Source organism: Stenotrophomonas chelatiphaga (assembly GCF_001431535.1).
In the GTDB taxonomy this organism is placed as follows: domain Bacteria; phylum Pseudomonadota; class Gammaproteobacteria; order Xanthomonadales; family Xanthomonadaceae; genus Stenotrophomonas; species Stenotrophomonas chelatiphaga.
Genome location: NZ_LDJK01000074.1, coordinates 15,698 through 41,094, shown reverse-complemented (window position 1 = coordinate 41,094; position 25,397 = coordinate 15,698). Strand labels below are relative to the sequence as shown.

Genomic DNA, 25,397 nt, shown 5'->3' with positions numbered 1-25,397 from the left:
ATGAGCTCGCGCCGCGCGGTCAAGAATCCGCATGCCGAAGCCGAGCAGTTCCGCCGTCGCGCGGCACTGGGGTTCCTCGGCGTGCTGCTGTGCCTGGGGGGACTGGGCGGCTGGTACTTCAAGCTGCAGGTGATGGACCACGAGATCTACGCCACGCGTTCTGAAGCCAACCGCATCAAGCCGCGTCCGGTGGTGCCCGGCCGCGGCATGATCTACGACCGCAACGGCCGCCTGCTGGCCGAGAACGTGCCGGCGTTCCGCCTGGACGTCACCCCGGACAAGGTCAAGGACATGGACGCCACCCTGGCCGGGCTGGCGAAGATCTTCCCGCTGAGCGAGGAGGAGATCGAGGCGTTCAACAGATCGCGAAAGGCGCGTCGCAGCTTCCTGCCGGTCACCCTGAAACTGCGCGTCAGCGAAGAGGAGATGGCACGCTTCGCGGTGGATCGCTGGCGCTTCCCCGGCGTCGAGCTGGAGCCCTACCTGACCCGCCGCTATCCCTTCGGCGACCTGTTCGCGCATGTCATCGGCTATGTCGGTCGGGTCGATGACAAGGACCTAGAGATGCTGGGCGAGGGCAACGCGGCGCTGACCCACATCGGCAAATCCGGGCTGGAACGCTACTACGAACAACAGCTGCGCGGCCGGGTCGGCTACGAACAGGTGGAAACCAACGTGCAGGGCCGCGCGATCCGCACCGTAGGCCGGGTGGCCGCGCAGTCCGGCACCGACCTGCGGCTGTCCATCGACGCCGACCTGCAGCGGGCGATGGTGGCCGCCTTCGGCATCCAGGAAGGCGCGGCGGTGGCGATGGACCCGCGCACCGGTGAAGTGCTGGCGATGGTCAGCCTGCCTTCGTATGACGCCAACCTGTTCGTCAACGGCATTTCGCATACGGATTTCCGCGCGCTCAACGACAACCCTTCGCGGCCGCAGTTCAACCGGCTGGTGCTGGGCGGGGTGGCTCCCGGTTCCACGTTGAAGCCGCTGATCGGCCTGGCCGGTCTGGATTCGGGGGTGCGCAAGCCGGAGGACAGAATCCTGTCCACCGGCATGTTCTACCTGCCCGGCACCAGCCGTGGCTGGGGTGATGCCAACCGCGGTGGCCATGGCTGGACCGACCTGCGCAAATCCATCGCCCAGTCGGTCAATACCTATTACTACCGGCTGGCGCTGGACCTGGGCATCGAGCGGTTCGACCAGTACATGGGCAGTTATGGGTTCGGCGCGCCGACCGGCATCGACCTGACCGGCGAGATCGGCGGCATCCTGCCTTCGCCGGCCTACAAGGCCAAGACCCGCAAGGAACGCTGGTATCCCGGCGACACGGTGAATGTGAGCATCGGCCAAGGCGACTGGAAAGTGACGCCGCTGCAGCTGGTACGCGGCGTCAGCGGCATCGCCAATGGCCAGCTGCGCACGCCGCACCTGGTGATGCAGCAGCGCGCCGGCTTCGACAGCGACTGGACCCTGGCCCCGGCGGGCGAAACCCGGCCGATCAGCCCGAACCCGAACAATCTGCAGGCGGTGCGCGAAGGCATGATGGCGACCATGCAGCCGGGCGGCAGTGGCGCGCGCATGGCCGCCGGGGCGCCTTATGTCATGGCCGGCAAGACCGGTACCGCGCAGGTGGTCAGCCGCAGGGGTACGGCTGCCGTGGACCCGCGCAGCCTGCCCCTGCACCTGCGCCATCGCTCGCTGTTCGTCGGTTTCGCGCCGGCCGACAACCCGGTCATCGCCATCGCGGTAGCGGTGGAGGGCGGCGGCTACGGGGGTTCGGCGGCCGCGCCGATCGCGCGCAAGGTGTTCGATGCGTGGCTGCTGGGCAAGATGCCCGAAGGCGTGCTTCCGCTGGACGTGGAGCGTGGCAGCGTGGCCTTCGGTCCCACCGCCTTCGACAACGAAGACAGCAGCGCACGCGCCAATGGCGATGCCGCGGCGATGGAGGCCGGCGAGCTGCCGGTGCAGGTAGGGCCGCCGGTCGCGGCGCCCGCCACCCCGGTAGCGCCGAGCGATGATCGGCGGATCCCTTCCCCAGCGCCCGCCGCCCCGGTAGCGCCGATCCATGATCGGCGGACGCCCTCCCCGGAGCCTGCCCGATGAAGGACTTCCTGCGCTGGGCCGGCGAGATGCTGGTGCGCTTCTTCAGCACGCTGGACTGGATGCTGTGCGCGGCGCTCGGCGCGTTGATGGTGATCGGCCTGGCCACGTTGAAGAGCGCTGGTGGCGATGGTCTGGTATTCGCCCAGGGGGCGCGTTTCGCCGTCGGCCTGGCGGCGATGTGGGGCATTTCGCGGGTGCCGATCCTGCGCATCCGCTCGGCCACGCCGATGATCTACGCCATTTCGATGATCCCGCTGCTGGCCGTGTTCGCCATCGGTACCGGCAAGTACGGCCGCCAGTGGCTTGACCTCAAGCTGTTCTACCTGCAGCCGGCCGAGTTGTTGAAGGTCAGCCTGCCGATGATGGTGGCCTGGTACCTGCACCGGATGCCGCTGCCGCCGCGCTTCAACACCGTGCTGATCAGCCTGCTGATCATCGGTGCGCCGACGGCGGCGGTGATGCTGCAGCCGGACTTCGGTACCGGCGTGCTGATCGCCGCCAGCGGCGTGTTCGTGCTGCTGCTGGCCGGCCTGCCCTGGTGGTGGGTGGGGCTGGGCGTGGGAGGCGTGGCTGCGATCGCGCCGGTGGCCTGGTTCTGGCTGCTGATGCCGTACCAGAAAGACCGCATCATGATGTTCCTGGATCCGGAAATGGATGCGCTGGGCGCGGGCTGGAACATCATCCAGTCCAAGATCGCGATCGGATCCGGAGGGCTGGATGGTAAAGGCTGGGGGCAGGGCTCGCAGTCGCACCTGAACTTCATTCCCGAGCAGACGACGGACTTCGCATTTTCGGTGCTGAGCGAAGAGTTCGGCTGGATCGGCGTGGCGCTGGTACTGGCCCTGTATCTGGTGGTGATCGGCCGCTGCCTGTGGATCGCCAGCCAGTCCCGCGATTCCTATTCGCGCCTGCTGGCCGGTGCGACCGGGCTGGCGTTCTTCGTCTATGTGCTGGTCAACGGCGGCATGATTTCCGGCCTGCTGCCGGTGGTGGGCGTGCCGATGCCGCTGATCAGCTACGGCGGCACCTCGGCGGTTTCCCTGCTGGCCGGCTTCGGCCTGGTGATGGCGGTGCGCAGCCACAACCCCGTGCACGGCGGCTACCGGTAACGCCCGGTAGCGCCGAGCCACGCTCGGCGATCGCAGCGGCGCGTCAGCATCCCGCCGAGCCACGCTCGGCTTTGCCGCAGTCCGATTCGTTTCCCCTCGATGAAGATTTCACACTTCAAGTGCGAATTGCGTCACAGTTCAGAATACTGTTGATCCGAATCAATGGATTTGACGCAAACGGCCTGCACAATGGCGCCCGTCAGGCAGGGCGCGTTCATTTACTACGCCGACCACCTGACGAACCGCAGCACGACCTCACGTTTTGCCACCTGCCCTGGGGAGATGCAGGGGGCAGCATTGGATGGTCCGTCAGGCCGGTTGCGCCCATCGGGGGATGGGGGCGCAACCGGCTTGCTCGTTGCCGGTTTTCACGCAGGTTTTACAAAGCAGCGGTGGATTAACCAATCCTTTGCTATTCATGGTGTTAGGGGTTTTATTTCATCCATGACCTGCTAACCTGCGGCGATGATCCGACGTACTCTGGCCTGCATGCTCACCCTCGGCCTGGTCGCCTGCGCGACCCAGCCGTCGAGTCCTCCATCGCCTTCGCAGGCAACCGTGGCGCCGCACAAGCCGGCATCCGGACAGAACAAGGGACCGGCTGAAGCCGCGCCCGAATCGGCTGCGTCCAGCGCACCGCCGGTCGACCTCACACCGGTGCCGTTCGAAACGGCGCGCGCCAACTTCATCCGCGACACCGCCGCCGCGCACAGGCTCGATCCCGCCTACATCGCCAGCGTGCTGGACCAGGCGCAGGTACGCCAGCCGATCATCGCCGCCATGTCGCGCCCGGCGGAGCGGGTGAAGCCGTGGAACGAATACCGTCCGATCTTCATCAGCCAGGCGCGCATCGACGGCGGGAAGAAGTTCCTCGCCGAACACCGCGATGAACTGATGCGCGTGCAGCAGCGCACCGGCGTGCCGGCCGAAGTCATCGTGGCCATCATCGGCGTGGAAACCAGCTACGGCGGCAACACCGGCAACCACCGCGTGCTGGATGCGCTGTATACCCTGGCCTTCTATTACCCGCGCAGCGGCGACCCGGCCAAGCTGGAACGCGAAGTGCGCCGCGAACTGTTCTTCCGCGACGAACTGGCCAAGGCCTTCGTGCTGGCGCGTGATGAAAAGCTGGACATCACCACGCTCAAGGGCAGCTATGCCGGGGCGATGGGCATGGGCCAGTTCATGCCCTCCAGCTACCTTGATTTCGCCGTCGATGGCAACGGTGACGGTCGCCGCGATCTGTTCAACAGCTACGACGACGTGTTCTCGTCCATCGCCAATTACTTCGTCAAGAAGGGCGGCTGGGTACGCGGCGGACAGGTGGCCGTGCCGGCCACGCTGGCGGCCGGGCGCGAAGAATTCAATCCGACCGAATGGACGCCGAGCTGGTCGTTGCAGGACCTGGCCGCGCGCGGCTACACGCCCAACGCGGCCGTGCAGCCCGGCGCCACCGCCACCCCGATAACCCTGGAAGGCAGCACCGGCAAGCAGTACTGGCTGGGCTTCCAGAACTACTACGCCATCACCCGTTACAACATCTCCAAGATGTACGCGATGGCGGTGTTCCAGCTGTCGCAGGCCATCGCAGGACAGGAGCTGCCACCGGCATGAACATCAGATGGTGGGTCCCCGGAGCGTTGATCCTTGCGCTGGCCGCATGCAGCAGCGCGCCCAAGAAACCCGGTGGAACCGCCAGCACGGGCGGCAAGCCGGCCACCACGGTGGTGCAGCAGGGCAAGGGCGGCAGCCGTCCGGCGCACTGCCCGGAAGGATCCCCGTACGCGGCCGCGTCGGAAGACCTGGCCACCCGCGGCAACTACACCGCCGGCGGCCTGTACAAGCCGGGGGTGAAGGACACCACGCCGACCTATGTCCCCAACGTGGCCTGCATCCCGGAACCGGAAGTGCAGGACCTGGCGCGCTCGGCGATCGGCAACAAGACGCCCTATGAAGTGCTGGGCAAGCAGTACAAGGTAATGGACAGCACCCGTGGCTACGCCGAACAGGGCACCGCCTCGTACTACGGTGCCAAGTTCCATGGCCGGCTGACCTCCAACCGCGAGGTCTATGACATGTACCAGTTCACCGCCGCGCACAAGACGCTGCCGCTGCCGAGCTTCGCCCGGGTGACCAACCTGGACAATGGTGAATCGGTGATCGTGCGCGTCAACGACCGTGGCCCGTTCCACGATGGCCGCGTGATCGATCTCAGCTACGCGGCCGCCGTGCGCCTGGGCATCACCCAGCGCGGCACCGGCAACGTGGAAGTGCGCGCGCTGCAGCCGGGCGAGGGCAACCTGCTGGCCGATGCCAAGCCTACCCGCGCCGAACGCCGCGCCACGACCATGGTGGCTGCCACGGCGGCCGCGCCGTCGGCCATCGATGCCCTGGTGAACCGCCTGCCGGCACAAGCGCCCGCCGCAGCCACGCCCGCCCCGGCGCCTGCAGCCGCGCCGCGTGCGGTGGCTGCCGCCGCAAAAACGCCCACCGGCGCCGAGGCCTACCGCTACCGCGTCGCCGACAGCGCCAAGCCCGGTTCAGCCGACAACTTCGACCGCTGGATGCGCGACAACAATGTGCGCGTGGCCACCGGCAAACCCGCTACCCCCGTCGTGACGGCCGCTGGCCGTCAATCCGATAAACCATCCGCAACCGCCCGCCCCGCCGCGATCGCAGCCACTGCTGCGCCCCTCGCCGCCCCCGCATCGGCCACCCTGTCCCAGCAGGTTCTCGGCAACGTCCTGCTGCAGGTGGCCAGCTTCGCCAGCCGCGACAATGCCACCCGCGCCCAGGGTCAGTTGACCGCTGCCGGCATCGTCGGTGCGACCATCAGCGACATCGCCGCCGGCGGCCGCACGCTGTGGCGCCTGCGGGTGCCGGCCAACGACCACGCCAATGCCGCGGAACTTGCCGGCCGCATTGCCGGTCTCGGATTCGGCTCCCCGCAGATCGTCAAGGAATGACGCCCGGCGGCGCGGCCTGACGGCCCGCCGCGTCCCGCTTGCCGACCGCCTACAATGGCGGTCGTTTTCCCCTTCCGACCTTGGCCGCTCCAGGAGCCTGCCCTCCCATGAAATTCCGTTTTGCCGCCACCGCGCTGGCCGCCACCCTGCTGGTGGGCCTGGCCCACGCCCAGACCGCGCTGCCGACCCCGGCCGCTCCGGCTGCGGCCTCTGCCCCGGCCACCGTCGCCACGCCGCCCGCGCCGGTGCCCAGCGTATCCAAGGCCTGGATCCTGATGGACTACGCGTCCGGCCAGATCCTCGCCGGCGAGAACGTCGACGCCCAGCTCGCCCCGGCCAGCATCACCAAGGTGATGACCAGCTATGTGATCGCCGCCGAAGTGAAGAACGGCAAGGTCAAGCCGGACGACCAGGTGATGATGAGCGAACGCGCCTGGCGCGAAGGCGGCGCCGGCACCGATGGCAGCTACAGCGGTTTCCCGGTCAACCAGACGGCACGTCTGGAAGACATGGAAAAGGGCATGGCGATCCAGTCCGGCAACGATGCCGCGATCGCGCTGGCCGAGCACGTGGCCGGCAGCGAAGAAGCCTTCGCTTCGCTGATGAACAGCTATGCCGCCAAGATCGGCATGAAGAACTCGCACTTCCTCAATGCCCACGGCCTGACCGCCGAAGGCCACCACAGCACCGCGCACGACCTGGCGCTGCTGGGTCGCGCGTTCGTGCGTGATTACCCGGAAACCTACGCCTACAACAAGGTGAAGGAATTCACCGTGGGCAACATCAAGCAGCCCAACCGCAACCTGCTGCTGTGGCGCGATGGCAGCGTGGACGGCATCAAGACCGGCCACACCGCCGCTGCCGGCTACTGCCTGATGAGCTCGGCGCAGCGCGGTGACCAGCGCCTGATCGCGGTGGTGCTGGGCGGTGCTTCCGAAAAGCAGCGTGCCGATGACAGCCTGGCGCTGTTGAACTGGGGCTTCCGCTTCTTTGAAACCCATCGCCTGTACGAGCCGGGCAAGGTCGTGGCCGAGCACAAGGTGTGGAAGGGCACCACCGACACCGTGCAGCTGGGCGTGGCCCAGCCGATGCTGGTAAGCCTGCCGCGTGGCCGTTACAACGATCTGAAGCCGAGCATTGACGTGCCGAAGTCGCTGGTGGCGCCGTTCACCGCCGGCCAGCAGATCGGCACGTTGAAGGTGACGCTGGATGGCAAGGTGGTCGCGCAGGCACCGCTGGTGGCGATCGCTGCGGTGGAAGAAGCCGGCTTCTTCAAGCGCCTGTGGCACAGCTTCTGGATGTGGTGGGAATCGGAATAACCGACGGCGGTAGTACGGCCGCCGGCCGCATCCTCCTGGTCTTCCCGGAAAGCCCGCGATGCGAATCGCGGGCTTTCTGCTGCGGCGGTGCGCCGGGCCGCGCTCGGCGAGCGCAGCGGGAGACGTCAGGAGCATGACGGCCAGCGGCCGTCGCTACCGGATCAGTCGCGCCTGATGGACGAGGCGGCCCGCTTGCGTAGCATGGGTGGTCGAGGGGGCGGCAGGTGGGTATCCGCCGGTGGCCTTCCCACCGGCTTACAGCGAACGGCTGATGGTGAAGCTGCCGAAGATCGGCGACTGGCGCTGTCCGTCGAATTCCTTGGTGCTGTGGTAGCGCGCCAGCGCGAACTTCCAGCGCCCGCGCATCACTGCCACACCGTAACCGCCCTGGGCCACCACGGCTTTCTTGTCCACGCTGTGGCTGTTGCGGAAGGTGTTGCCATCCAGGGTGATATCGCGGATCACCCAGGCCGCGTCGGTGGTGGCGAACAGGTGCCACGACCATCCACTGGGCCGGCCGCCGCGCGATGGCGCGGTGTTCTCGCCCGCCGGGCGCAGCGGCGTGCTGCCGAAATCGTCCGGCAGTTTCCAGCCGAAGCGGACTTCGCCACCGGCATTGAGGTGGGTGGCCAGGTTGCCGACGGCACCGCCGTAGTGGCTGATCGCATCCCACCCCCAGCCGCTCGCGTTGTCGGTGGCATCGCGCGGCCAACGGTTCATCCGCTCGTGGGTCAGCATCACCACCGGCTCGTTGTGCAGCTGGTTGTCCCAACCCTGGAATTTGTCGTCGTCCAGCAGGTCATGTACCGCGTCCTGCACTTCCTTGCCCTGCGCCCACGGACCGACCACGCCCAGCGTCAGCTGGGTGGTCTGCAGGTAATTGCCGCGCCGCGCGTTGTACCCGAAGCTGCCGACCAGCACACCGGCATACGGGCGATCATCTTCGATGACGTCCCTGCGGGTGAAATCGGTGGGCGTGAAGATGCCCTGGGCCACGCTGAAGATCATGTTCTGCTGTTCGAACTCACCCGGATGCAGTGCCTCCAGGTGGCTGTTCACCCAGCGCGCCAGCCGCGGCAGGCACGGGTCGTTGGTGAAGTCCACCAGGTTCGGTGAAACGAAGGTGATCTGCGCTCCGTTGGTGTACCCCTGGTCCTGGTCGGCACCACCGAACAGGTCATTGTCCACGCGGAAATTGATCTGCGGGGGATGATCGGCCAGCGCACTCTGGCTGCATTGATCGGCGGCATGGGCGGGGAGGGCAAGGGCCATCAGGCTGGTCAGCCCGAGGGCTGCCGCGATACGCGTGGGGTGCATGGAAGTCCAGAGGGCTGTTTTGACGTTTTTCTCCTAAATACGGTAGCGCCGATGTGAATTCGGGTCGACGTCCGTGGCCGGTCTGATCCGTTCCGTACGTGGACTTCTGCGCCACGCGTTCGTATCGTCCCGCTGGCGGGCCGTAAAACGTGACGAGCATCACGGCTCCGCGGGCCCGCGCCCGCTGGATTGGACCGTTGTTCAGCTGCGGTTGCCGTCGGCAGAGCGGTGTTTTATCCTCTGCGCCGGCGCCAGAGGGCGCTGTTCAAGGATTCCGGCCTGCCACCACCGGCCTCTCTCAAACCAATGGATTGCGCGCCGCCTGCAACGGGCAGGCGCGCTGGACAACAGACATGACCCAACAGAATTCGTTCGCCACCCTCGTGGTCACCGCCGTGCTGGGCGTTGGCCTGATGGCTGTCAGTGCGCCTGCCTCGGCCGGCCTGCGCGACAGCTTCAGCTCCAGCCGTACCTCCGCGCAGGAGCAGAGCAAGCAGGGCCAGGCGCAGATCCCGGTGTGCACCAAGCCGCTCGGCTCGATTTCGGTGATCGAACCGGAAGACGTGGTGAACTGGTGGACCGGCCAGCAGCTGCCGGCGCCGTCCAAGCTGATCAAGGTGTTCGTCAACAAGTCCAAGTGCTTCACCCTGGTCGACCGTGGCGTCGGCATGGCCGCGGCCCAAGCCGAGCGCGCGCTGGCTTCGGAAGGCGAGCTGCGTGGCCGTTCGAACATCGGCAAGGGCCAGATCCGCGCGGCCGACTACGTGCTGGTGCCGGACCTGATTTCGCAGAACAACAACGCCAGTGGCAATGCGATCGGTGGTCTGTTGGGCGGGTTGATTGGCGGCAAGGCCGGTGCGGTGGTGGGCGGGCTGAACTTCCGCAGCAAGACCGCTGACGTCACCCTGACCCTGACCGACGTGCGTTCGTCCGAGCAGGTCGCGATCGTGGAAGGTAACTCGAAGAAGACCGACCTGGGCTGGGGCGCCGGTGGCGGCCTGTTCGGCGGTGGCGGCATCGGCGCGATGGGCGTGGGCGGCTATGCCAACACCGAACTGGGCCAGGTCATCACGCTGGCCTACCTGCAGGCCTACACCAACATGGTGAATGAACTGGGCGGCCTGCCGGCCGATGCGTCCGCTGCCAACAGCAGCCAGGCCGTGACCATGCTGAAGGCCGGTCGCCTGCTGTCCAATTCCAAGGGCACCGGCGCGGCCGTGCGTGACCTGGAACCGGGCATGCTGCTGTACCCCACCGGCCAGAAGGACGGCACGATGTGGGAAGTGGAAGACGAAATGGGCAACAAGGGCTGGGTCAACTCCACGTCCATGCAGTTGGCCAAGTAACAGGGGCAGTGACGGCCGCTGGCCGTCATCCACCGGTGCCGGTCAGAACGGCCGGCACCGCCGTGCGCGGCGAGCGCCGGGGCAGGTAGCGCCGACCCATGGTCGGCGAGCGCAGCGGCAGGTAGCGCCGACCCATGGTCGGCGAGCGCAGCGGTGAGAAAACATGACGGCCGGCGGCCGTCACTGCCGCTTCGCCCACCCCTTGGGTTTGATCCGCTGCGGCCCGATAATGGGCGGATGGAAATCAAGTCCGACAATCCCGAACACGGCTTCCAGTTTCCCGGGCAGTTCGAGCTCAGCGCCATGGGCGCGGCCAACTCCGGGCTGGAAGTGGAACTCCCCAAGCTGCTGATGGCCGCTGGCATTGACGTGCTCAACGAGCAGATCAGCTGGAAGCACTCGTCCAACGGCAAGTACGTTTCGGTGCGCGTGGCGTTCACCGCCCGCGACCGCGCCCAGTACGACCTTGCCCACGAGGTGCTGCGCGAGCACCCGGAAGTAAAGTGGACGCTCTAGCACCGGTAGTGACGGCCGCTGGCCGTCAGCTTCCGTCCGCGATCGTCCGCGACCTCGGCCGCCAGCCCTACGAGCCGGTCTGGCGCGCCATGCAGCGGTTCACCGACCAGCGTGACGACGACACCGCCGACGAACTGTGGGTGGTCGAACACGACCCGGTGTTCACCCTGGGCCAGGCCGGCAAGCCCGAACACGTGCTTGCCCCGGGTGACATCCCGGTGGTGAAAGTGGATCGCGGCGGGCAGGTGACCTACCACGGCCCCGGCCAGATCGTGGTCTACCCGCTGCTGCGCCTGCCGCGGCTGGGCATCGGCGTGCGTGATTACGTATGCCGGATCGAACAGGCCATCATCGATACCCTTGCCGAGTGGAATATCGGCGCTGAACGCCGGGACGGCGCCCCGGGCGTGTACGTGGGCGGGGCCAAGGTGGCCGCGCTGGGCATCCGGGTCCGCCGCGGCTGCACCTTCCATGGCCTGGCCTTCAACGTAGCGATGGACCTGGAACCCTTCCGCCGCATCAATCCCTGCGGCTACCAAGGGCTGCAGGTGACCACGATGGTAGACTTGGGCGGGCCTTCCGGCATGGCAGCCGTCAAGCCCGTCCTGCTGGACCACCTGGCGCGCCAGTTCGGCCTGCACCTGCAGCCGTCCTCCACGCAGCCGGACCTGTCTGCCTGACCGAACCCATACCACGCGGCCCTGTTGCCGCCGGGAACACCATGACCGAACAGACTGCCCGCACCATTCCCCTGCAGATGCTGCAGGGCGATTCCGCTCCCGCCGCCGCGCCGTTGCAGGCCGGCGTCAAACAGCTGGGTGGTGACAAGATCAACCGCTCGCCGGTGCAGTTCGCCGACGCGCCGGTGCTGCGCAAGCCGTCGTGGATCCGCGTGCGCATTCCTTCCGGCAATGCGGTGCAGAACCTGAAGGCCAAGCTGCGCGAGAACCGCCTGGTGACGGTCTGCGAAGAGGCCAGCTGCCCCAACATCCACGAGTGCTTCAGCCACGGCACCGCGACCTTCATGATCCTCGGCGAGGTCTGCACCCGCCGCTGCTCGTTCTGCGACGTGGCCCACGGCCGTCCCAAGCCACCCGATGCCAACGAGCCGGCCACCCTCGGCCAGACCGTCGCCGACATGGGCCTGAAGTACGTGGTGGTGACCAGCGTGGACCGCGATGACCTGCGTGACGGCGGTGCCCAGCACTTCGTCGACTGCATCACCGCCATCCGTGCGAAATCGCCGGGCACCCGTATCGAAGTGCTGACCCCGGACTTCCGCGGCAAGGGCCGCATGGAACGCGCGCTGGAGATCCTGGCGCAGAACCCGCCGGACGTGTTCAACCACAACATCGAAACCGTGCCGGACCTGTACCGCAACGTGCGTCCCGGTGCGGATTACCAGTGGTCGCTGACCCTGCTGAAGAACTTCAAGGCGCAGCACCCGGGCGTGCCGACCAAGAGCGGCATCATGCTGGGGCTGGGCGAGGAATTCGAGCAGATCAAGGCCACCATGCGCGACCTGCGTGCGCACGACGTGGACATGATCACCATCGGCCAGTACCTGCAGCCGACCGCGCACCACCACCCGGTGCTGAAGTACTGGACCCCGGAAGACTACAAGGCGCTGGAAGACTACGGTTATGCGCTGGGCTTCAGCCACGTGGCGTCCGGCCCGATGGTGCGCTCGTCGTACCACGCCGACGTGCAGGCCAAGGGCGCCGGCGTCGCCTGACCGGGCAGGGACGGCCGCGCTTGATCCGGTAGGGACGGCCGCTGGCCGTCCGCTTCAAATGCCTGACGGCCAGCGGCCGTCACTACCCTGCTGTTCCTCATTCACATCCTGCTACAGGCCCCCGTCTAGGCTGGAAACACGCGTTCCATGAACGCGGGTGACAAAGCGCGCAACTTTCGGCACTGTCGTGGTGTCTGAAACGCACGCAGTCTTCCTTTCGGCAAGGTGCCCTGAGCAATTCCATGAAATTCAAAGCCCCCGCACTCCTGATTGCCCTGGCACTCACCGCACCGCTGGCGTTGTCGGCGCAGGCCGATGGCCCGGCCCTGCCGGCCGCCGCCACGGCCGACCAGGCGACCACCTCCAAGCTGGTGTACGGGCTGCTGTCCGACAGCCGTTACGCCTACCGGCCGCGCGCGCTGGACGAGGCCACCTCCAAGGACGTCTTCAAGCGTTACCTGGAGACCCTCGACGGCGGCAAGCAGTTCTTCACACAGGCCGACGTGGCGAAGTTCGCCCCGTTCGAAGCCGGCATCGCCACGGCGATCCGGGGCGGCGAGCTGGAGCCGGCCTTCCAGGTGTTTTCCGTCTACAAGCAGCGCGTCGGCCAGCGGGTCGGCTATGCACGCAACCTGCTGAAGCGCGAACCGGATTTCAGCACCGATGAACGGTTCGAGTACGACCGCAAGGACGTACCGTGGGCGGCCAGTGATGCCGAGCTGGACGAGCTGTGGCGCAAGTCGGTGAAGAACGATTGGCTGCGCCTGAAGCTTGCCGGCAAGAAGCCGGACGAGATCCGCACCACGCTGGACAAGCGCTACGCCACGCTGGAAAAGTCGGTCAACGAGCTGAAGGGCGAGGACGTGTTCCAGTTCTTCCTCAACGCCTATACCAGCGCCGTGGACCCGCATACCGATTACTTCACCCCGCGCACCGCCGAAAACTTCAACCAGGCCATGTCGCTTTCGCTGGAAGGTATCGGCGCGCAGCTGCAGCGCCAGGACGACATGGTGGTGATCCGCGAGATCATTGCCGGTGGTCCGGCGGCAGTGAATGGCAAGCTGAAGCCCGGTGACCGCATCGTCGGCGTCGGCCAGGGCACCTCCGGCCCGATCGAAGATGTGATCGGCTGGCGCATCGACGACGTGGTGGCCAAGATCCGCGGCAGCAAGGACACCCAGGTCCGGCTGGAGTTCATCCCGGCCGAAGAAGGCGTGGACGGCAAGCACCACACGCTGGTGCTGACCCGCCAGAAAGTGCGCCTGGCCGAGCAGGCAGCCAAGGGCGAGACGCTGACCATCCCGGCCAAGGACGGAGCGCCCGAGCGCAAGGTCGGCGTGATCAAGCTGCCGACCTTCTACCAGGATTTCGAAGGCCGTCGCCGCAACGCGACCGACTACGCGTCCGCTACCCGCGACGTGGCCAAGCTGCTGGCCGGTTTCAAGACCGACAAGCTCGATGGCGTGGTGCTGGACCTGCGCAACAACGGCGGCGGTTCGCTGGATGAAGCCATCGAACTGACCGGTCTGTTCATCGAGCAGGGTCCGGTGGTACAGGTGCGCGAGTCCGGTGGCCGCGTCACCGTCAACAGCGATCGCAGCGAAGCGGTCGCCTGGGACGGTCCGCTGGCGGTGCTGATCAACCGCGGCTCGGCCTCTGCCTCGGAGATCTTTGCCGGCGCCATCCAGGACTACGGTCGTGGCCTGGTGATCGGTGAGACCACCTTCGGCAAGGGCACCGTGCAGAACATCGTCGACCTGGACCGCTGGCCCAGTGGCGAAGCCCAGCGCTTCGGCCAGGTCAAGCTGACCATCGCCCAGTTCTTCCGCGTCAGCGGCAGCAGCACCCAGCACAAGGGCGTGGTGCCCGACCTGGCCTTCCCGGCCAGCGTGGACGCCAGCGAGTTCGGCGAAAGCACCTATGACAATGCGCTGCCGTGGACCCGCATCGCCGCCGTGCCGCACACCCAGTACGGCAACTTCGGCCCGCTGCTGCCCAAGCTGGAAAGCCGCCACGATGCCCGGATCGCCGCTGACAAGGAGTTCCAGTGGTGGAACGAGGACGTGCAGCAGTTCCGCGAAGAGAAGGCAAAGAAGTACATCTCGCTCAACGAAGCCGAACGCCGCACCGAACGTGAGCGTCAGGACAAGCAGCGCGTGGACCGCCAGGCCGTGCGCAAGGAACTGGGCCTGGACCTGGATCCGCTGGCCGACGACAGCAACGATGATGGCCTGACCGGCAACGAGCGCGACATCGTCAAGGATGCCGCGCGGGAGAAGGCTGCCGAAAAGCGACCCGACCCGCTGCTGCGCGAATCGGCGGCAATCCTGGCCGATGCCGTGAACCTGCTCGAAGAGGACCGCCCGCTGTCCGCCCAGGTGCTGCCGCAGTCCACCGGGGCAGGTCGCTGGGCCGACTGAGGCGGGTGCTGAACCCGCACCAACCCGTAGCGCGGTGCCGAGCATCGCGCCACGGCTGTAAACCTGCCGCTTACGCCAGGCGCGCTATGCTGCGCTGAGTCAATCTGTGCAGGAATGTCCATGCGGACTGCGGTCTTCCTTACTCCCGTGTTGCTGATGGCCGGCCTGTCCGGCTGTGGTGGACGTGCGGCCGACAGTACGTTGCTGCGCGAATCCTTCGACTCCGGTGACATGTATTCGCGCACCGTCGATGGCTCCGCCGCCGAGGCCTGCGAGGCCGCCCGGCGCACCCTGCTCAGCCAGGGCTATGCGATCGCCCGTGCCGACGGGACCGGCGTGGAAGGCAGCAAGAATTTCCAGCCCCGCGATGACGACCACGAACAGCTGGTGCTGCGTATTTCCTGTGCGCCACGCGGTGAGCAGGCGCTGGTGTTCATCAGCGCGGTGCAGGACCGTTACGCGTTGAAGAAGAGTCCGACCTCGGCCAGTGTCGGCGTAGGCGCGCTGGGCTCGGTGTCGTTGCCGTTCGGCAGCAATGACGATTCGCTGGTGAAGGTCGCCAGCAGCACGGTGCAGGACGGCGATTTCTACGGCCGGTTCTTCCAGCGGCTGCAGCAGTACCTGCCGGTGGTGGCTGCGCCGGCAACGGCGCCCGTGCCCGCAGCGGATCCACCACCGACCGACAGCACGGACGACGGGCTGCGCTGAGCATGCGCGCAGTCGCTGCGCTGCTGGGGGCCCTGCTGGTCCTTCCGGGGACGGCGCTGTCGGCCGCGCCGGATTGCACGCAGGGGCTGCTGGAGCGTCTGGGATGGCGATTCGCGTCGGCTGCGGTGGCGGTGCCCGATGTGCACGGCGGCCCCGTCTGTACCCGCGAGGATCTACGGCAGGCGCACGCGCAGGGCGATCTGCGCGCCACGCTTCCGCGCGACTGGAAGCCTGCCGAGCGCGCGGAATTCATGCAGCGCCTGCTGGACGACCCGGCCAGTGTCTGCGCCTACGCGATGCGGGTGGGCGAAGCAGCGCGGCGTGCGGCGCGCGCGCTGGAAAGCAATCCGGGCTATCGGTTCTCCGGGCTGCAGCTCGGCTGGATCGGTTTCGGCGCGCGCGGGGCACAGGCGCAGGGCTGGCAGCGTACGCGCAGCCTGGGGCGGGGGTACCAGCCTGCGGCCAGCAACAGCCAGGCGCTGGCAACTTTCTACACCGGCAAGGTGCGCAGCGAATGCGGCGTCGGCCGCCAGGTCGCCCAACTGGCCACCCAGCGCGAACTGCACGGGGATGCCTCGTTCGACACTGCGTTCGACCACGATGAACTCGGCATCGGCACCTTCCTCGGCCTGCATGACACCGACAGCATCCTGCTCGGCGCGCACGCGGGCGAACTGTTCGCCGACGGCAAGGCCGTGCGCACCTCGGCGATGGGCCGGCAGGCCTTCATGGGGGCGCCGGGTTACATCACCCACGCGCTCGGCCGGGAAACGCTGGACGACCTGAACAACCAGGCCGAGAATTTCATCGTGGTGGACGTGGGCGCGGAGGCGGCCGACGCGCTGCGCCGGCACGGTGGATTCGGCTGGTACGACCAGCGCAACCGGGAACTCTGGGAACTGTCCCGGCAGCTGCCGCGGCGCGGGGTGCGCTTCTTCGAACGACTGCTGGCCGATCAGGATCCCTCCCTGCGCGCATCGCTCACCGATGATGAGGCAGCGCTGGTGGCGCGCATGGATGGCGTGCTGGACGATCCGTTCTACCGGCAGTTCCTGATCTTCGTGCACCCGCGCGGTATAAAGCCCATCGGCTTCCATGTCGCACGCCTGCTGGACCGCAATCCACGCACGCCGTTCACGGTGGAGCTGACGGTGCACAATCTGCATACCACGCTGTACCGGCGCTGGCAGCAGGCGCAGTTGCGCCACTGCGCGGCGACCGGGATGCCAGGCAGCCTGACTTCTGATTCCGGACCCGGTGGCGATGCCGTCCGCGGTTCCTCAACGCAAAGGTGAAACAGATGGATATCGCAATGATCGGCCTCGGCCGGATGGGCGCGAACATGGCCCAGCGGCTGCAGCGTGGCGGCCACCGCGTGGTAGGGCATGACCCGATGGAAGCGGCGCGCGCGCGCGCGGCGGAGTCCGGCCTGGAGGTGTTCGCCACGCTGGCCGAGGCGGTCGCCGCCCTGCCGGTACCGCGCGTGGTGTGGCTGATGGTGCCGGCCGGCGATACCGTCGACCAGACGTTGGCGCAGCTGGTCCCGCATCTCGCCGAAGGCGATGTGGTGATCGATGGCGGCAACTCCAACTACCAGGATTCCGTGCGCCGCGCGCGTTCGTTGGCTGACGATGACATCTTCTACCTGGACTGCGGCACCAGTGGCGGGGTGTGGGGGCTGCAGGAGGGCTACAGCCTGATGATCGGCGGCGATGCGGCCGCCGTGGAGCAGTTGGCGACGGTGTTCCAGGCGCTCGCGCCGGCTGCCGACCGCGGCTGGGCCCGGGTGGGGCCGAGTGGGGCAGGGCACTACACCAAGATGATCCACAACGGCATCGAGTACGGAATGATGCAGGCCTATGCCGAAGGCTTCGCGCTGATGGAGCGGAAGGAAGAGATGGAACTCGACCTGGGCCAGGTTGCCGAGGTATGGCGGCACGGCAGCGTGGTGCGTTCCTGGCTGCTGGACCTGAGCGCACAGGCGCTGCAGCGCAATCCGGCGCTGGACGGCATTGCGCCCTACGTGGAGGATTCCGGCGAGGGCCGCTGGACCGTGGCCGAGGCCATCGCGCTGGACGTGCCTGCGCCGGTGATCACGCTGGCGCTGCTGGAGCGGCTGCGTTCGCGCCAGTCCAACAGCTTCAGCGACCGCCTGCTGGCGGCGATGCGCAACGAGTTCGGCGGCCACGCGATCAAGAAGATCTGATCGCCATGGTGCAGCGCCGTGCGATGCCCGGCGCTACCCGGACCTTTACAGTGCGATGGTGCGGCGCTCGCGCGCACTGAGGCGGCCCGCATCCAGCAGCTGCATCAGCTGCACCGCCTGTTGCGGGGTGACCTCGGCAGGCGCTTGGCCATTGATCGCTGCAGCGAACGCGCTGTACAGCTTCCGGTAGTCGCCCGGCAGGTTGTCCACGGTGGTGTGCTGCAGCTGGCCCTCGGCATCGAAGGCCGAATGGACGCCATGGTGCGGATCCAGGCCCCAGCCGGGCGCACCGGGTGCCTTGCCGGCGGCAAGCTGGGCTTCCTGCACATCCAGTCCGTGTTTGATCCAGCTGCCTTTGCTGCCATGCACGGTGAAGCGCGGCGCCGCGGCAGCCACCAGCGAACCCGCATGCACGATGGCGCGCATGCGCGGGTAGTGCAGCACGGCATGCAGGTAGTCGGTGCTGCCTTCGCCGCGCTGGCAATCCAGGTCGGCGGTGATCGCCTGCGGCCAACCGAACAGCTGCAGCATCTGGTCAAGCAGGTGCGGACCGAGGTCGTACCACAGACCACCGCCAGGCTGGTCGCGCTCGCGCCAGCGGTCGCGCACGTGCGGGCGGAAGCGGTCGAAGTGCGAATGGCATTCGGCGATGTCACCCAGAGTGGCGCTGGCCAGCAGCTGCCGAAGCGTAAGGAAGTCCGCATCGAAACGCCGGTTCTGGAACACGGTCACCACGCGTGCGTGTTCCTCTGCGGTACGCAGCACGGTCTCCGCCTGCGCGGTGTCCAGTGCGAAGGGCTTGTCCACCAGCACGTGCTTGCCTGCGCGCAATGCGGCGATGGCCAGCGGCGCGTGCTGTTCGTTGGGCGTTGCAATGACCACCGCATCCACTGCGGGGTCTTTCAGCGCCTCGGTGGGCGCGGCGCGCACGTGCACGTCGGTGAAGTGGCGGCGCAGTTCATCTCGACGCGAACTGACCACGCTGTGCAGGGTAAGTCCCGGCGTGTGCTGGATCAGCGGCGCATGGAAAACCCGCCCGGCAAGGCCATAGCCGATCAGGGCAACCTGCAGGTCGACAGGCATGGGGCGCTCCGCGTTGGGGTGGGGGTGACCAGCCTAACGGCTCGTCCACGGAGTGCAAAACATGAACGGATGTCGCATGCAGCATCTCGGTTCACCCCAGCATGACGGTACCGGCACGCCGGCTGGACGCCTGTTACGGGACACTCCATCCACCAACGAGGAGGACCGTACGATGAAGACGAATTCCAAGCTGCTTACCGCGACCATTGGCCTGGGCATGCTGCTGGCTGCACCGCTGGCCATGGCCAACGACCCGGCCAAGAAGGACGCCACGATGGCCCACGACCGCACCCATGCGGCGAACCACGACTCCAACGAGCCAGTGACCGATACGTGGATCACCACCAAGGTCAAGGGTGACCTGGCGGTCAGCAGCAATGTGCCGGCCACCGATATCAACGTCACCACCGTCAACGGCGTGGTGACCCTGAAGGGCAACGTGGCCAACAAGGCCGAGCATGACAAGGCGGTCAACACGGCGAAGGGGATCAAGGGCGTTACCCGCGTCGATTCCACCCAGCTGAAGGTCGCCAGCACCGCGTCGAAGTAATCCTGCGCGGTGGCATGACGGAAAGGCAGAGGCGCCCGCTGTGGGCGCCTTTGCCGTTTCTGGCTCTGGCACGGCAGGGGCTGCACTGCTGCACTGTCACGCTGGCTTCCTTCATGGATGGACTGATGATCCGCGCGCCCGACCCGGCTGTCTCGATACCCCTGCAGGCCATTGCCGTGACCCGCCCGCTTGGTGCCGCCGAGACAGGCGCGCTGCTGCCGGTGCGCTTGGGCAACACGGCCCTCCCCGGCGCCGCAGGCGGGGTGGCGCCAACGGCTACCGGGGCCGTCAGTTGGCGCAGGATCCTGGTGGCGGTGGGCACGCTGGTGGCACTCGGCTCGGTCGCCTACTGGACGTTCGGCCAGCCCGTGTTCTCCATCGGATCCCGTTCCCATGGGCGTGCGCCCGCGCCGGGGCCAAGCGGGGGGACCCGGGGCGTCGACTGGGAAGCGATGGATCGGATACTTCGCAAGTCGGTTGGTTGAAAGCAGCGATCCTGGACTATAGTGGCTTCACGCGCCCTTCGCGGGCGTCGTGGTGGTGCGGCGTGGGGGCGGCGTTCTGGAGTGTGCTGGGGGATCGGCAATGTGGGGAGCCAGGGTGAGCATGCCAGTGAAAACCGAGGCGGGCGAGCTGCGTATCCTGCTGGTCGAGGATGTGCCTGAGGATGCCGAGCGCGTCATTGCGCAGATCCTCGCCGCAGGCATGCGCGCAAGCTTCCAGCGCGTTGACGAAGAAGGCCAGCTGCTGGCTGCGCTGCAGGCCTTCCAGCCCGACGTGGTGCTGGCCGAGCTGAACATGGGCGCTTTTTCGGGTTTCCAGGCCCTGGACATCGTGCGCCAGGCGCAACCGGACGTGCCGTTCCTGTTCCTGTCCAGCACGCTGGGCGAAGACGCGGCGGTGGCCGCACTGCAACGCGGCGCCAGCGACTACATCCTCAAGCACCACCCCGCGCGGTTGCCTTCGGCGGTCGCGCGCGCGGTGCGCGATGCGCGGGCCACGGGCGAACGGCAGCGGGTGGAAGGCGAGCTGATGCGGGCGCAGCGGCTGGAAAGCCTGTCGCTGCTCGCGGCGGGCCTCAGCCATGACCTTCGCAACATCCTGCAGCCCTTGCTGATCGTGCCGGAGCTGCTCAAAGTGCGCACGCAGGATCCGCAACTGCTGCACATGGCCGAGGTCATCGCCGAATGCGGGCGGCGCGGCCACGAGATGGCCGAGTCCATGCTGTCCTTCGTGCGCGGATCACCCCGGCCCAGCGAGCGGGTCAAGGTTCACCACCTGTTCGAGGCCGTGCAGTTGCTGCTGCGCGGTACGCTGCCCCGCGACGTCGAACTGCAGGTGGAGACGGCGGGCGGCGCGCTGGCGGTCGATGGCAACTACACCGAGCTGCAGCAGGTGCTGCTGAACCTGGCACTCAACGCGCTGCAGGCGATGCCCGGTGGCGGCACGCTGACCCTGCGCGTGGACCTTGGTGGTCTCCACCACGGACGGCAATGGCTGGTCATTTCCGTGATCGACTCCGGCATCGGCATGGATGCGCCCACCCTGGAAAGGCTGTTCAGTCCGTTCTTCACCACCAAGCCGGATGGCACCGGGCTGGGCCTGGTGTCCTGCAAGCGGATCGTGGAAAGCTGCGGCGGCCGCATCGCAGTTACCAGCGCACCGGGCGAGGGAACACGCTTTGACCTGCACCTGCCGGCCAGCGAACAGGCTGAACTGCCGCAGCCGCCGATCCAGCCAATGGCGGCCGGCACCGGGCAGTCGATCCTGGTGGTGGATGCCGAAGCGACCCGCCTGTCGTTGCTGGGAAATGCCTTGTCCAGCCAAGGCTATCTGCTGCAACTGGCGTCCGATGGTGCCGCCGCGTTGCGGGCGGTGGAGCCCGCCGACGCCATGCCGGCGCTGGTCATCCTGGATGGCGGGGCGCAGTTGTTGACTGCCGGCGCGCTGCTGTCGGAGCTGTCGCAGCGGGGGTTCCGCGGCGCCGCCCTGCTGCTGTGCGATGAGGCCTGCATGCCGCCTGTGGAAGCGCCAGCGGGCGTGTCCCTGCACGTGCTGCGCAAACCCCTGGAGATGCAGCAGGTGTTCCGTTCGGTGGCCAAGGCGCTGCGCACACACGGGTAGTGACGGCCGCTGGCCGTCAAGCCGCTGCCGCGGCGGGCATGACCAGGCGCCACCGGACCGGGCTACGCCTGCTGCTCCCACGGGAAGCGGGGCAGCGCGGCGACTGCCTGTTCCAGCCGGTGCGCCCAGTTGCGGTGGATGTCCGCATACAAGGGCGAATCGCCACTCAGGCGCAGCTGTCCGCCGATCCGCAGCTCATCGCGGCGCACCAGCGCAAGGTCCAGCGGCAGGCCCACCGACAGGTTCGAGCGGATGGTGGAATCCAGCGACACCACCGCGGTGCGGGCGGCATCGTCCAACCGCGTGCGCGGGCGGATGATGCGGTCCAGGATCGGCTTGCCGTACTTGGATTCACCGATCTGCAGGTACGGCGTTTCGGGCGAGGCGGAGATGGCGTTGCCAAGCGGATAGATCATGTAGAGGCCGGGCCGTTCGCCGGCGATCTGTCCGCCGAGGATCAACGTCGCCTGGGTGTTCACCCCGTCGTGACCATGTTCCACATCGCGGCATTTGACCTGGCTGTCCACCAGCAGCGCGCCGACATACTCGGCGACCTCGAACAGGTGGCGCAGGCTGCGCAGGTTGGGCGTGCGCTGCTCTTCCACGTCGCGCTGCAGGCGTGAGACCAGCAGTTGGGTGGTCGCCAGGTTGCCGCTGGCCATCAGCACGAACACGGCCTCGCCAGGGTATTCGAAGGCATGCAGCTTGCGGTGGACGCGTACATCGTCCACCGACGCGTTGGTGCGGGTGTCGGCGGCAAAGACCAGCCCCTCGTCCACCTCGATTCCGACGCAATAAGTCATTGGCATCGTCCCATCAAGTGCGGTCCAATGGTACGGGTGATGCCGTGATGAAGCCATTACCTCCCCCCTGCCACCCGATGACCCGCATGACCACCGTGCTCCTCAGCCTGGGCAGCAATGTCCAGCCCCGCCGCCACCTGCATGCCGCCGTGGCCGCCCTGGCCGAACGTTTCGGCAGCATCACCGTCTCTCCGGCCTATCGCACGGCGGCAGTGGGCTTTGACGGCCCGGCGTTCCTCAACAATGCGGTGGCCATTGAAACCGACATGCCGCTGGAGGCCCTTGATGCCTGGGCCCATGCGCTGGAAGACCGGCACGGGCGCGATCGCAGTGGTCCGCGCTTTTCCGACCGGACCCTGGACATCGACGTGGTGTTCTACGGTGACCTGATCGTGGAGGGGCCGGGACATCTGCGGATTCCCCGCCCTGAACTGAAGCACGCCTTCGTGATCAAACCGCTGGCGGATATCGCGCCGGACTTTGTCGATCCGGTCAGTGGACTGACCCTGGATGCGCTGTGGCGGGCCCACCGCCAGGTGGGCGATGCCTTCGAGGTGGTGGAACTGGGGCCCGGTGCCGATTGAAGGGCAGCGCGGCTCCATGCTCGGCGAGCGCAGCGGCAGGAGCTGACGACCAGCGATCGTCACTACCGAGCAGACGTTGACGACCAGCGGTCGTCACTACCGAAGCCGGTGACTCAGGACAGCGTGCGCCCGCCATCCAGCCGCAGCGTATGGCCGGTGACGAAGCCGGCATCGGCGATCAGCCAGCGCACCGCTTCGGCGATTTCCTCCACCGTGCCGATGCGCGCCAGCGGAGTGCGCGCCAGCAGCGCCTCGCGCGCGAAATCATCCTTGCCGGTTTCCGGCCACAGGATGGCCCCGGGCGCCACCGCGTTCACCCGCACCTTGGGCGCCAGTTCCAGCGCCAGTGAGCGGGTCACCATTTCCAGCGCGGCCTTGGCCATGCAGTAGGCCGGATGGTCGCGCATGGGCTGGCTGCCGTGCAGGTCGGTGAGGTTGATGATGCTGCCGTGGCTGCGACGCAGGTGGGGTGCAGCGGCCTGGGCCAGGAGCAGCGGCGCGCGCGCATTCACCGCGTACAGGTCATCGACCGCTTCGGCGGTGATCTGCCCGAGCGGGGTGGCGAAGAAGTTGGAGGCATTGTTGACCAGCGCATCCAGCCGGCCGAAATGGGCCACCGCCTGCTCGACGAGGTCGGCCAGGGCGTCGCTGTCGCGCAGGTCGGCCTGCAGCGCCAGCACACTGCCTGGCCGCGCCAGTTCGAAGGCGAAGGCTGCCTGCTGCAGCTCGTCGCTGGAGCGATTGGCATGCAGCACGATGTTGTACCCGGCCTGGTGCAGATGACCGGCGATGGCTGCACCGATGCGGCGCGCGCTGCCGGTGATCAGGGCCACGGGGGCGGTGGGGGTCATCGGGTACTCCATGGCTCGGCTATCCTGTGCACCATTGTCACCGCATTTGAAGACGCCATGCAGTCCACCCTTCCCCTGCCCGATACCGACGCCCTGGCCCACAGCGAACAGCTGGCGGCCGCATTGCGCGATGAAATCCGCGCGCAGGGCGGCGCGATCCCGTTCTCGCGCTTCATGGAACTGTGCCTGTACACCCCGGGATGGGGTTACTACAGTGCCGGCGCCAGCAAATTCGGTGCCGGTGGTGATTTCACCACCGCGCCGGAAATGGGCGGATTGTTCGCCGCCACCGTGGCCAATGCACTGGCGCCGGTGTTCGGCCAGCTGGGGCCGCAGGCCCGCCTGCTCGAACTCGGCGGGGGGACCGGTGCCTTCGCCGAAGCGCTGCTGCTGCGGCTGGCGGAGCTGCAGGCACTGCCGGCGCGCTATGCGATCCTGGAGCCCAGCGCCGACCTGCGCCAGCGGCAGCGCGAACGCCTGCAGCAGAACCTCCCGGCAGAGATCGGCGGGCGCGTGGAATGGCTGGACCGGCCGTTCGATGACGACTGGGAAGGCGTGGTGTTCGCCAACGAAGTGATCGATGCGCTGCCCACCCCGCGCTTCGTGATCCAGGCCGGTGAGGTGTACGAAGAGACCGTGGCGCTGGATGCCGATGGCCAGTTCGTGCGCGCCACGGCACCGGCGGACATGCTGCTCAACGGCGCGGTACGGCATCTGGAGCGTTACCTGGACACGCCGTTCGCCGATGGCTACCGCTCCGAGCTGCTGCCGCAGCTGCCGTACTGGCTGCAGGCGGTGGCCGGCGGACTGAAGCGCGGCGCGATGCTGTTCGTGGATTACGGCTACAACCGCGGTGAGTACTACCTGCCCGAGCGCGATGACGGCACCGTGCGTGCGTTCTACCGCCACCACGTACACAACGACGTCCATCTGTGGCCGGGCCTGCAGGACATCACCGCTTCGGTGGACTTTACCGCCATGGCCGAAGCCGGCATGCACGCGGGGTTCGACCTGGCCGGTTACTGCAGCCAGGCCAGTTTCCTGCTCGGCAACGGGCTGGACCAGGTGCTGGCGCTGGCTGATGAGCGCACCGACGACGTGGGCCGGGTGCAGCTGCGCGAGGAGGTCAAGAAGCTCACCCTGCCCAGCGGCATGGGCGAGCGCTTCCAGGTGATCGGCCTGCAGCGCGACGTGGATTTCGAACCATCCTTTGAACTGGGTGACCTGAGCTGGCGGCTGTGAGCGGCGGGTGGCTCAAGCCACTGCGCCATCCGCGGTTGTGGCTGGGTGTGTGGCTGGCCGCAGTGCTGACGGTGATCGTGGTCTGCCTGATCCCGCCGCCGCCGCTGGCGCTGCCCCAGGGCAGTGACAAGGTGGAGCACTTCCTGGCGTATTTCCTGCTGGGGGGGAGTGCGGTGCAGCTGTTCCAGCGCGGCCGCGCGCTGCTGTGGATAGCGGTGGGGCTGGTACTGATGGGTGTTGGCATCGAGTTCGCCCAGGGGGCGCTGACCGAAACCCGGATGGCCGACCCCGCCGACGCGCTGGCCAATACCGTCGGGGTGGTGGTTGGCCTCGCCACGGCACTGACGCCGTGGCGGGACCTGTTGCTGCGCCTGCGCGGCTGAGGGCTGACACGGGCTACCGGGTCTGCTGCGCT

The 25,397-nt window shown here is 67.4% G+C and carries 23 protein-coding genes; 19 read left to right on the top strand and 4 right to left on the bottom strand.

Features of this window, described 5'->3' with window-relative positions; genetic code table 11:
• From mrdA to ABB28_RS14650, 5 genes are all read left to right on the top strand, one after another.
• The gene (mrdA, locus tag ABB28_RS14670) at positions 1–2,103 is read left to right on the top strand and encodes a penicillin-binding protein 2 (protein WP_057509331.1); all 2,103 of its coding nucleotides are present in this window, start codon (positions 1–3) and stop codon (positions 2,101–2,103) included.
• A complete protein-coding gene (rodA, locus tag ABB28_RS14665; protein WP_057509330.1) occupies positions 2,100–3,212 on the top strand; it encodes a rod shape-determining protein RodA in 1,113 nt (370 codons plus the stop codon). The genes mrdA and rodA overlap by 4 nt, the downstream gene beginning before the upstream one ends.
• Before the next feature lie 465 nt (positions 3,213–3,677).
• Entirely contained in the window at positions 3,678–4,826 is a 1,149-nt protein-coding gene (gene mltB / locus ABB28_RS14660; RefSeq protein WP_057509329.1) for a lytic murein transglycosylase B, read from the top strand.
• Positions 4,823–6,178: a septal ring lytic transglycosylase RlpA family protein gene (locus tag ABB28_RS14655; RefSeq protein ID WP_057509328.1), complete on the top strand. Its 1,356-nt coding sequence runs from the start codon at positions 4,823–4,825 to the stop codon at positions 6,176–6,178. The genes mltB and ABB28_RS14655 overlap by 4 nt, the downstream gene beginning before the upstream one ends.
• Before the next feature lie 107 nt (positions 6,179–6,285).
• Positions 6,286–7,497, top strand: a complete 1,212-nt coding sequence (locus ABB28_RS14650) for a D-alanyl-D-alanine carboxypeptidase family protein (protein ID WP_057509327.1) — start codon at positions 6,286–6,288, stop codon at positions 7,495–7,497.
• 255 nt (positions 7,498–7,752) lie between these two features.
• Here the strand turns inward: ABB28_RS14650 and ABB28_RS14645 are convergent, their stop codons facing one another.
• Positions 7,753–8,814 carry a lipid A deacylase LpxR family protein gene (locus ABB28_RS14645; protein ID WP_057509326.1) on the bottom strand — a complete coding sequence of 354 codons (1,062 nt, stop codon included), beginning with the start codon at positions 8,812–8,814 and terminating at the stop codon, positions 7,753–7,755.
• 353 nt (positions 8,815–9,167) lie between these two features.
• Here ABB28_RS14645 and ABB28_RS14640 point away from each other — a divergent pair, with 353 nt between their 5' ends.
• From ABB28_RS14640 to gnd, 8 genes are all read left to right on the top strand, one after another.
• Positions 9,168–10,160: a CsgG/HfaB family protein gene (locus tag ABB28_RS14640; RefSeq protein WP_057509325.1), complete on the top strand. Its 993-nt coding sequence runs from the start codon at positions 9,168–9,170 to the stop codon at positions 10,158–10,160.
• Positions 10,161–10,397: 237 nt separating this feature from the next.
• The gene (locus ABB28_RS14635; protein ID WP_057509324.1) at positions 10,398–10,676 is read left to right on the top strand and encodes a DUF493 family protein; all 279 of its coding nucleotides are present in this window, start codon (positions 10,398–10,400) and stop codon (positions 10,674–10,676) included.
• Complete coding sequence (lipB, locus tag ABB28_RS14630) at positions 10,664–11,356, top strand: lipoyl(octanoyl) transferase LipB (protein WP_057509323.1); 693 nt, start codon at positions 10,664–10,666, stop codon at positions 11,354–11,356. Before ABB28_RS14635 ends, lipB begins: the two co-directional genes overlap by 13 nt.
• A gap of 41 nt (positions 11,357–11,397) precedes the next feature.
• Positions 11,398–12,411: a lipoyl synthase gene (gene lipA / locus ABB28_RS14625; RefSeq protein WP_042615463.1), complete on the top strand. Its 1,014-nt coding sequence runs from the start codon at positions 11,398–11,400 to the stop codon at positions 12,409–12,411.
• Between the two features lie 242 nt (positions 12,412–12,653).
• Positions 12,654–14,831, top strand: a complete 2,178-nt coding sequence (locus ABB28_RS14620; protein ID WP_057509322.1) for a carboxy terminal-processing peptidase — start codon at positions 12,654–12,656, stop codon at positions 14,829–14,831.
• Between the two features lie 120 nt (positions 14,832–14,951).
• A complete protein-coding gene (locus tag ABB28_RS14615) occupies positions 14,952–15,539 on the top strand; it encodes a DUF2242 domain-containing protein (protein ID WP_057509321.1) in 588 nt (195 codons plus the stop codon).
• A gap of 2 nt (positions 15,540–15,541) precedes the next feature.
• Positions 15,542–16,834, top strand: coding sequence for a hypothetical protein (locus ABB28_RS14610; RefSeq protein ID WP_057509320.1), 1,293 nt, complete (start codon positions 15,542–15,544; stop codon positions 16,832–16,834).
• 5 nt (positions 16,835–16,839) lie between these two features.
• Positions 16,840–17,745 (top strand): phosphogluconate dehydrogenase (NAD(+)-dependent, decarboxylating), encoded by a 906-nt coding sequence (gnd, locus tag ABB28_RS14605; RefSeq protein ID WP_057509319.1) that lies wholly within the window; start codon positions 16,840–16,842, stop codon positions 17,743–17,745.
• Positions 17,746–17,790: 45 nt separating this feature from the next.
• Here the strand turns inward: gnd and ABB28_RS14600 are convergent, their stop codons facing one another.
• Entirely contained in the window at positions 17,791–18,828 is a 1,038-nt protein-coding gene (locus ABB28_RS14600; protein ID WP_057509318.1) for an oxidoreductase, read from the bottom strand.
• Between the two features lie 172 nt (positions 18,829–19,000).
• On the opposite strand from ABB28_RS14600, the gene ABB28_RS14595 reads away from it, so the two are divergent.
• The 3 genes from ABB28_RS14595 to ABB28_RS14585 all read left to right on the top strand — a co-directional run bounded on the left by ABB28_RS14595 (position 19,001) and on the right by ABB28_RS14585 (position 21,502).
• Entirely contained in the window at positions 19,001–19,378 is a 378-nt protein-coding gene (locus tag ABB28_RS14595; RefSeq protein ID WP_057509317.1) for a BON domain-containing protein, read from the top strand.
• Between the two features lie 125 nt (positions 19,379–19,503).
• Entirely contained in the window at positions 19,504–19,863 is a 360-nt protein-coding gene (locus ABB28_RS14590) for a hypothetical protein (RefSeq protein ID WP_148049395.1), read from the top strand.
• Positions 19,864–19,984: 121 nt separating this feature from the next.
• Positions 19,985–21,502 carry an ATP-binding protein gene (locus tag ABB28_RS14585; protein ID WP_057509342.1) on the top strand — a complete coding sequence of 506 codons (1,518 nt, stop codon included), beginning with the start codon at positions 19,985–19,987 and terminating at the stop codon, positions 21,500–21,502.
• A 62-nt stretch (positions 21,503–21,564) separates the two neighbouring features.
• Here the strand turns inward: ABB28_RS14585 and ABB28_RS14580 are convergent, their stop codons facing one another.
• Positions 21,565–22,305: a proteasome-type protease gene (locus ABB28_RS14580; RefSeq protein WP_057509315.1), complete on the bottom strand. Its 741-nt coding sequence runs from the start codon at positions 22,303–22,305 to the stop codon at positions 21,565–21,567.
• Positions 22,306–22,391: 86 nt separating this feature from the next.
• Here ABB28_RS14580 and folK point away from each other — a divergent pair, with 86 nt between their 5' ends.
• Positions 22,392–22,889, top strand: coding sequence for a 2-amino-4-hydroxy-6-hydroxymethyldihydropteridine diphosphokinase (gene folK, locus ABB28_RS14575; protein WP_057509341.1), 498 nt, complete (start codon positions 22,392–22,394; stop codon positions 22,887–22,889).
• A gap of 113 nt (positions 22,890–23,002) precedes the next feature.
• On the opposite strand, the gene ABB28_RS14570 is transcribed toward folK, so the two are convergent.
• On the bottom strand, positions 23,003–23,740 hold the full coding sequence (locus ABB28_RS14570) for a pteridine reductase (protein ID WP_057509340.1): 738 nt from the start codon (positions 23,738–23,740) through the stop codon (positions 23,003–23,005).
• A gap of 57 nt (positions 23,741–23,797) precedes the next feature.
• Here ABB28_RS14570 and ABB28_RS14565 point away from each other — a divergent pair, with 57 nt between their 5' ends.
• Positions 23,798–24,982, top strand: a complete 1,185-nt coding sequence (locus ABB28_RS14565; RefSeq protein WP_057509314.1) for a class I SAM-dependent methyltransferase — start codon at positions 23,798–23,800, stop codon at positions 24,980–24,982.
• Complete coding sequence (locus ABB28_RS14560; RefSeq protein ID WP_057509313.1) at positions 24,979–25,365, top strand: VanZ family protein; 387 nt, start codon at positions 24,979–24,981, stop codon at positions 25,363–25,365. The genes ABB28_RS14565 and ABB28_RS14560 overlap by 4 nt, the downstream gene beginning before the upstream one ends.
• Positions 25,366–25,397 lie beyond the last annotated feature (32 nt).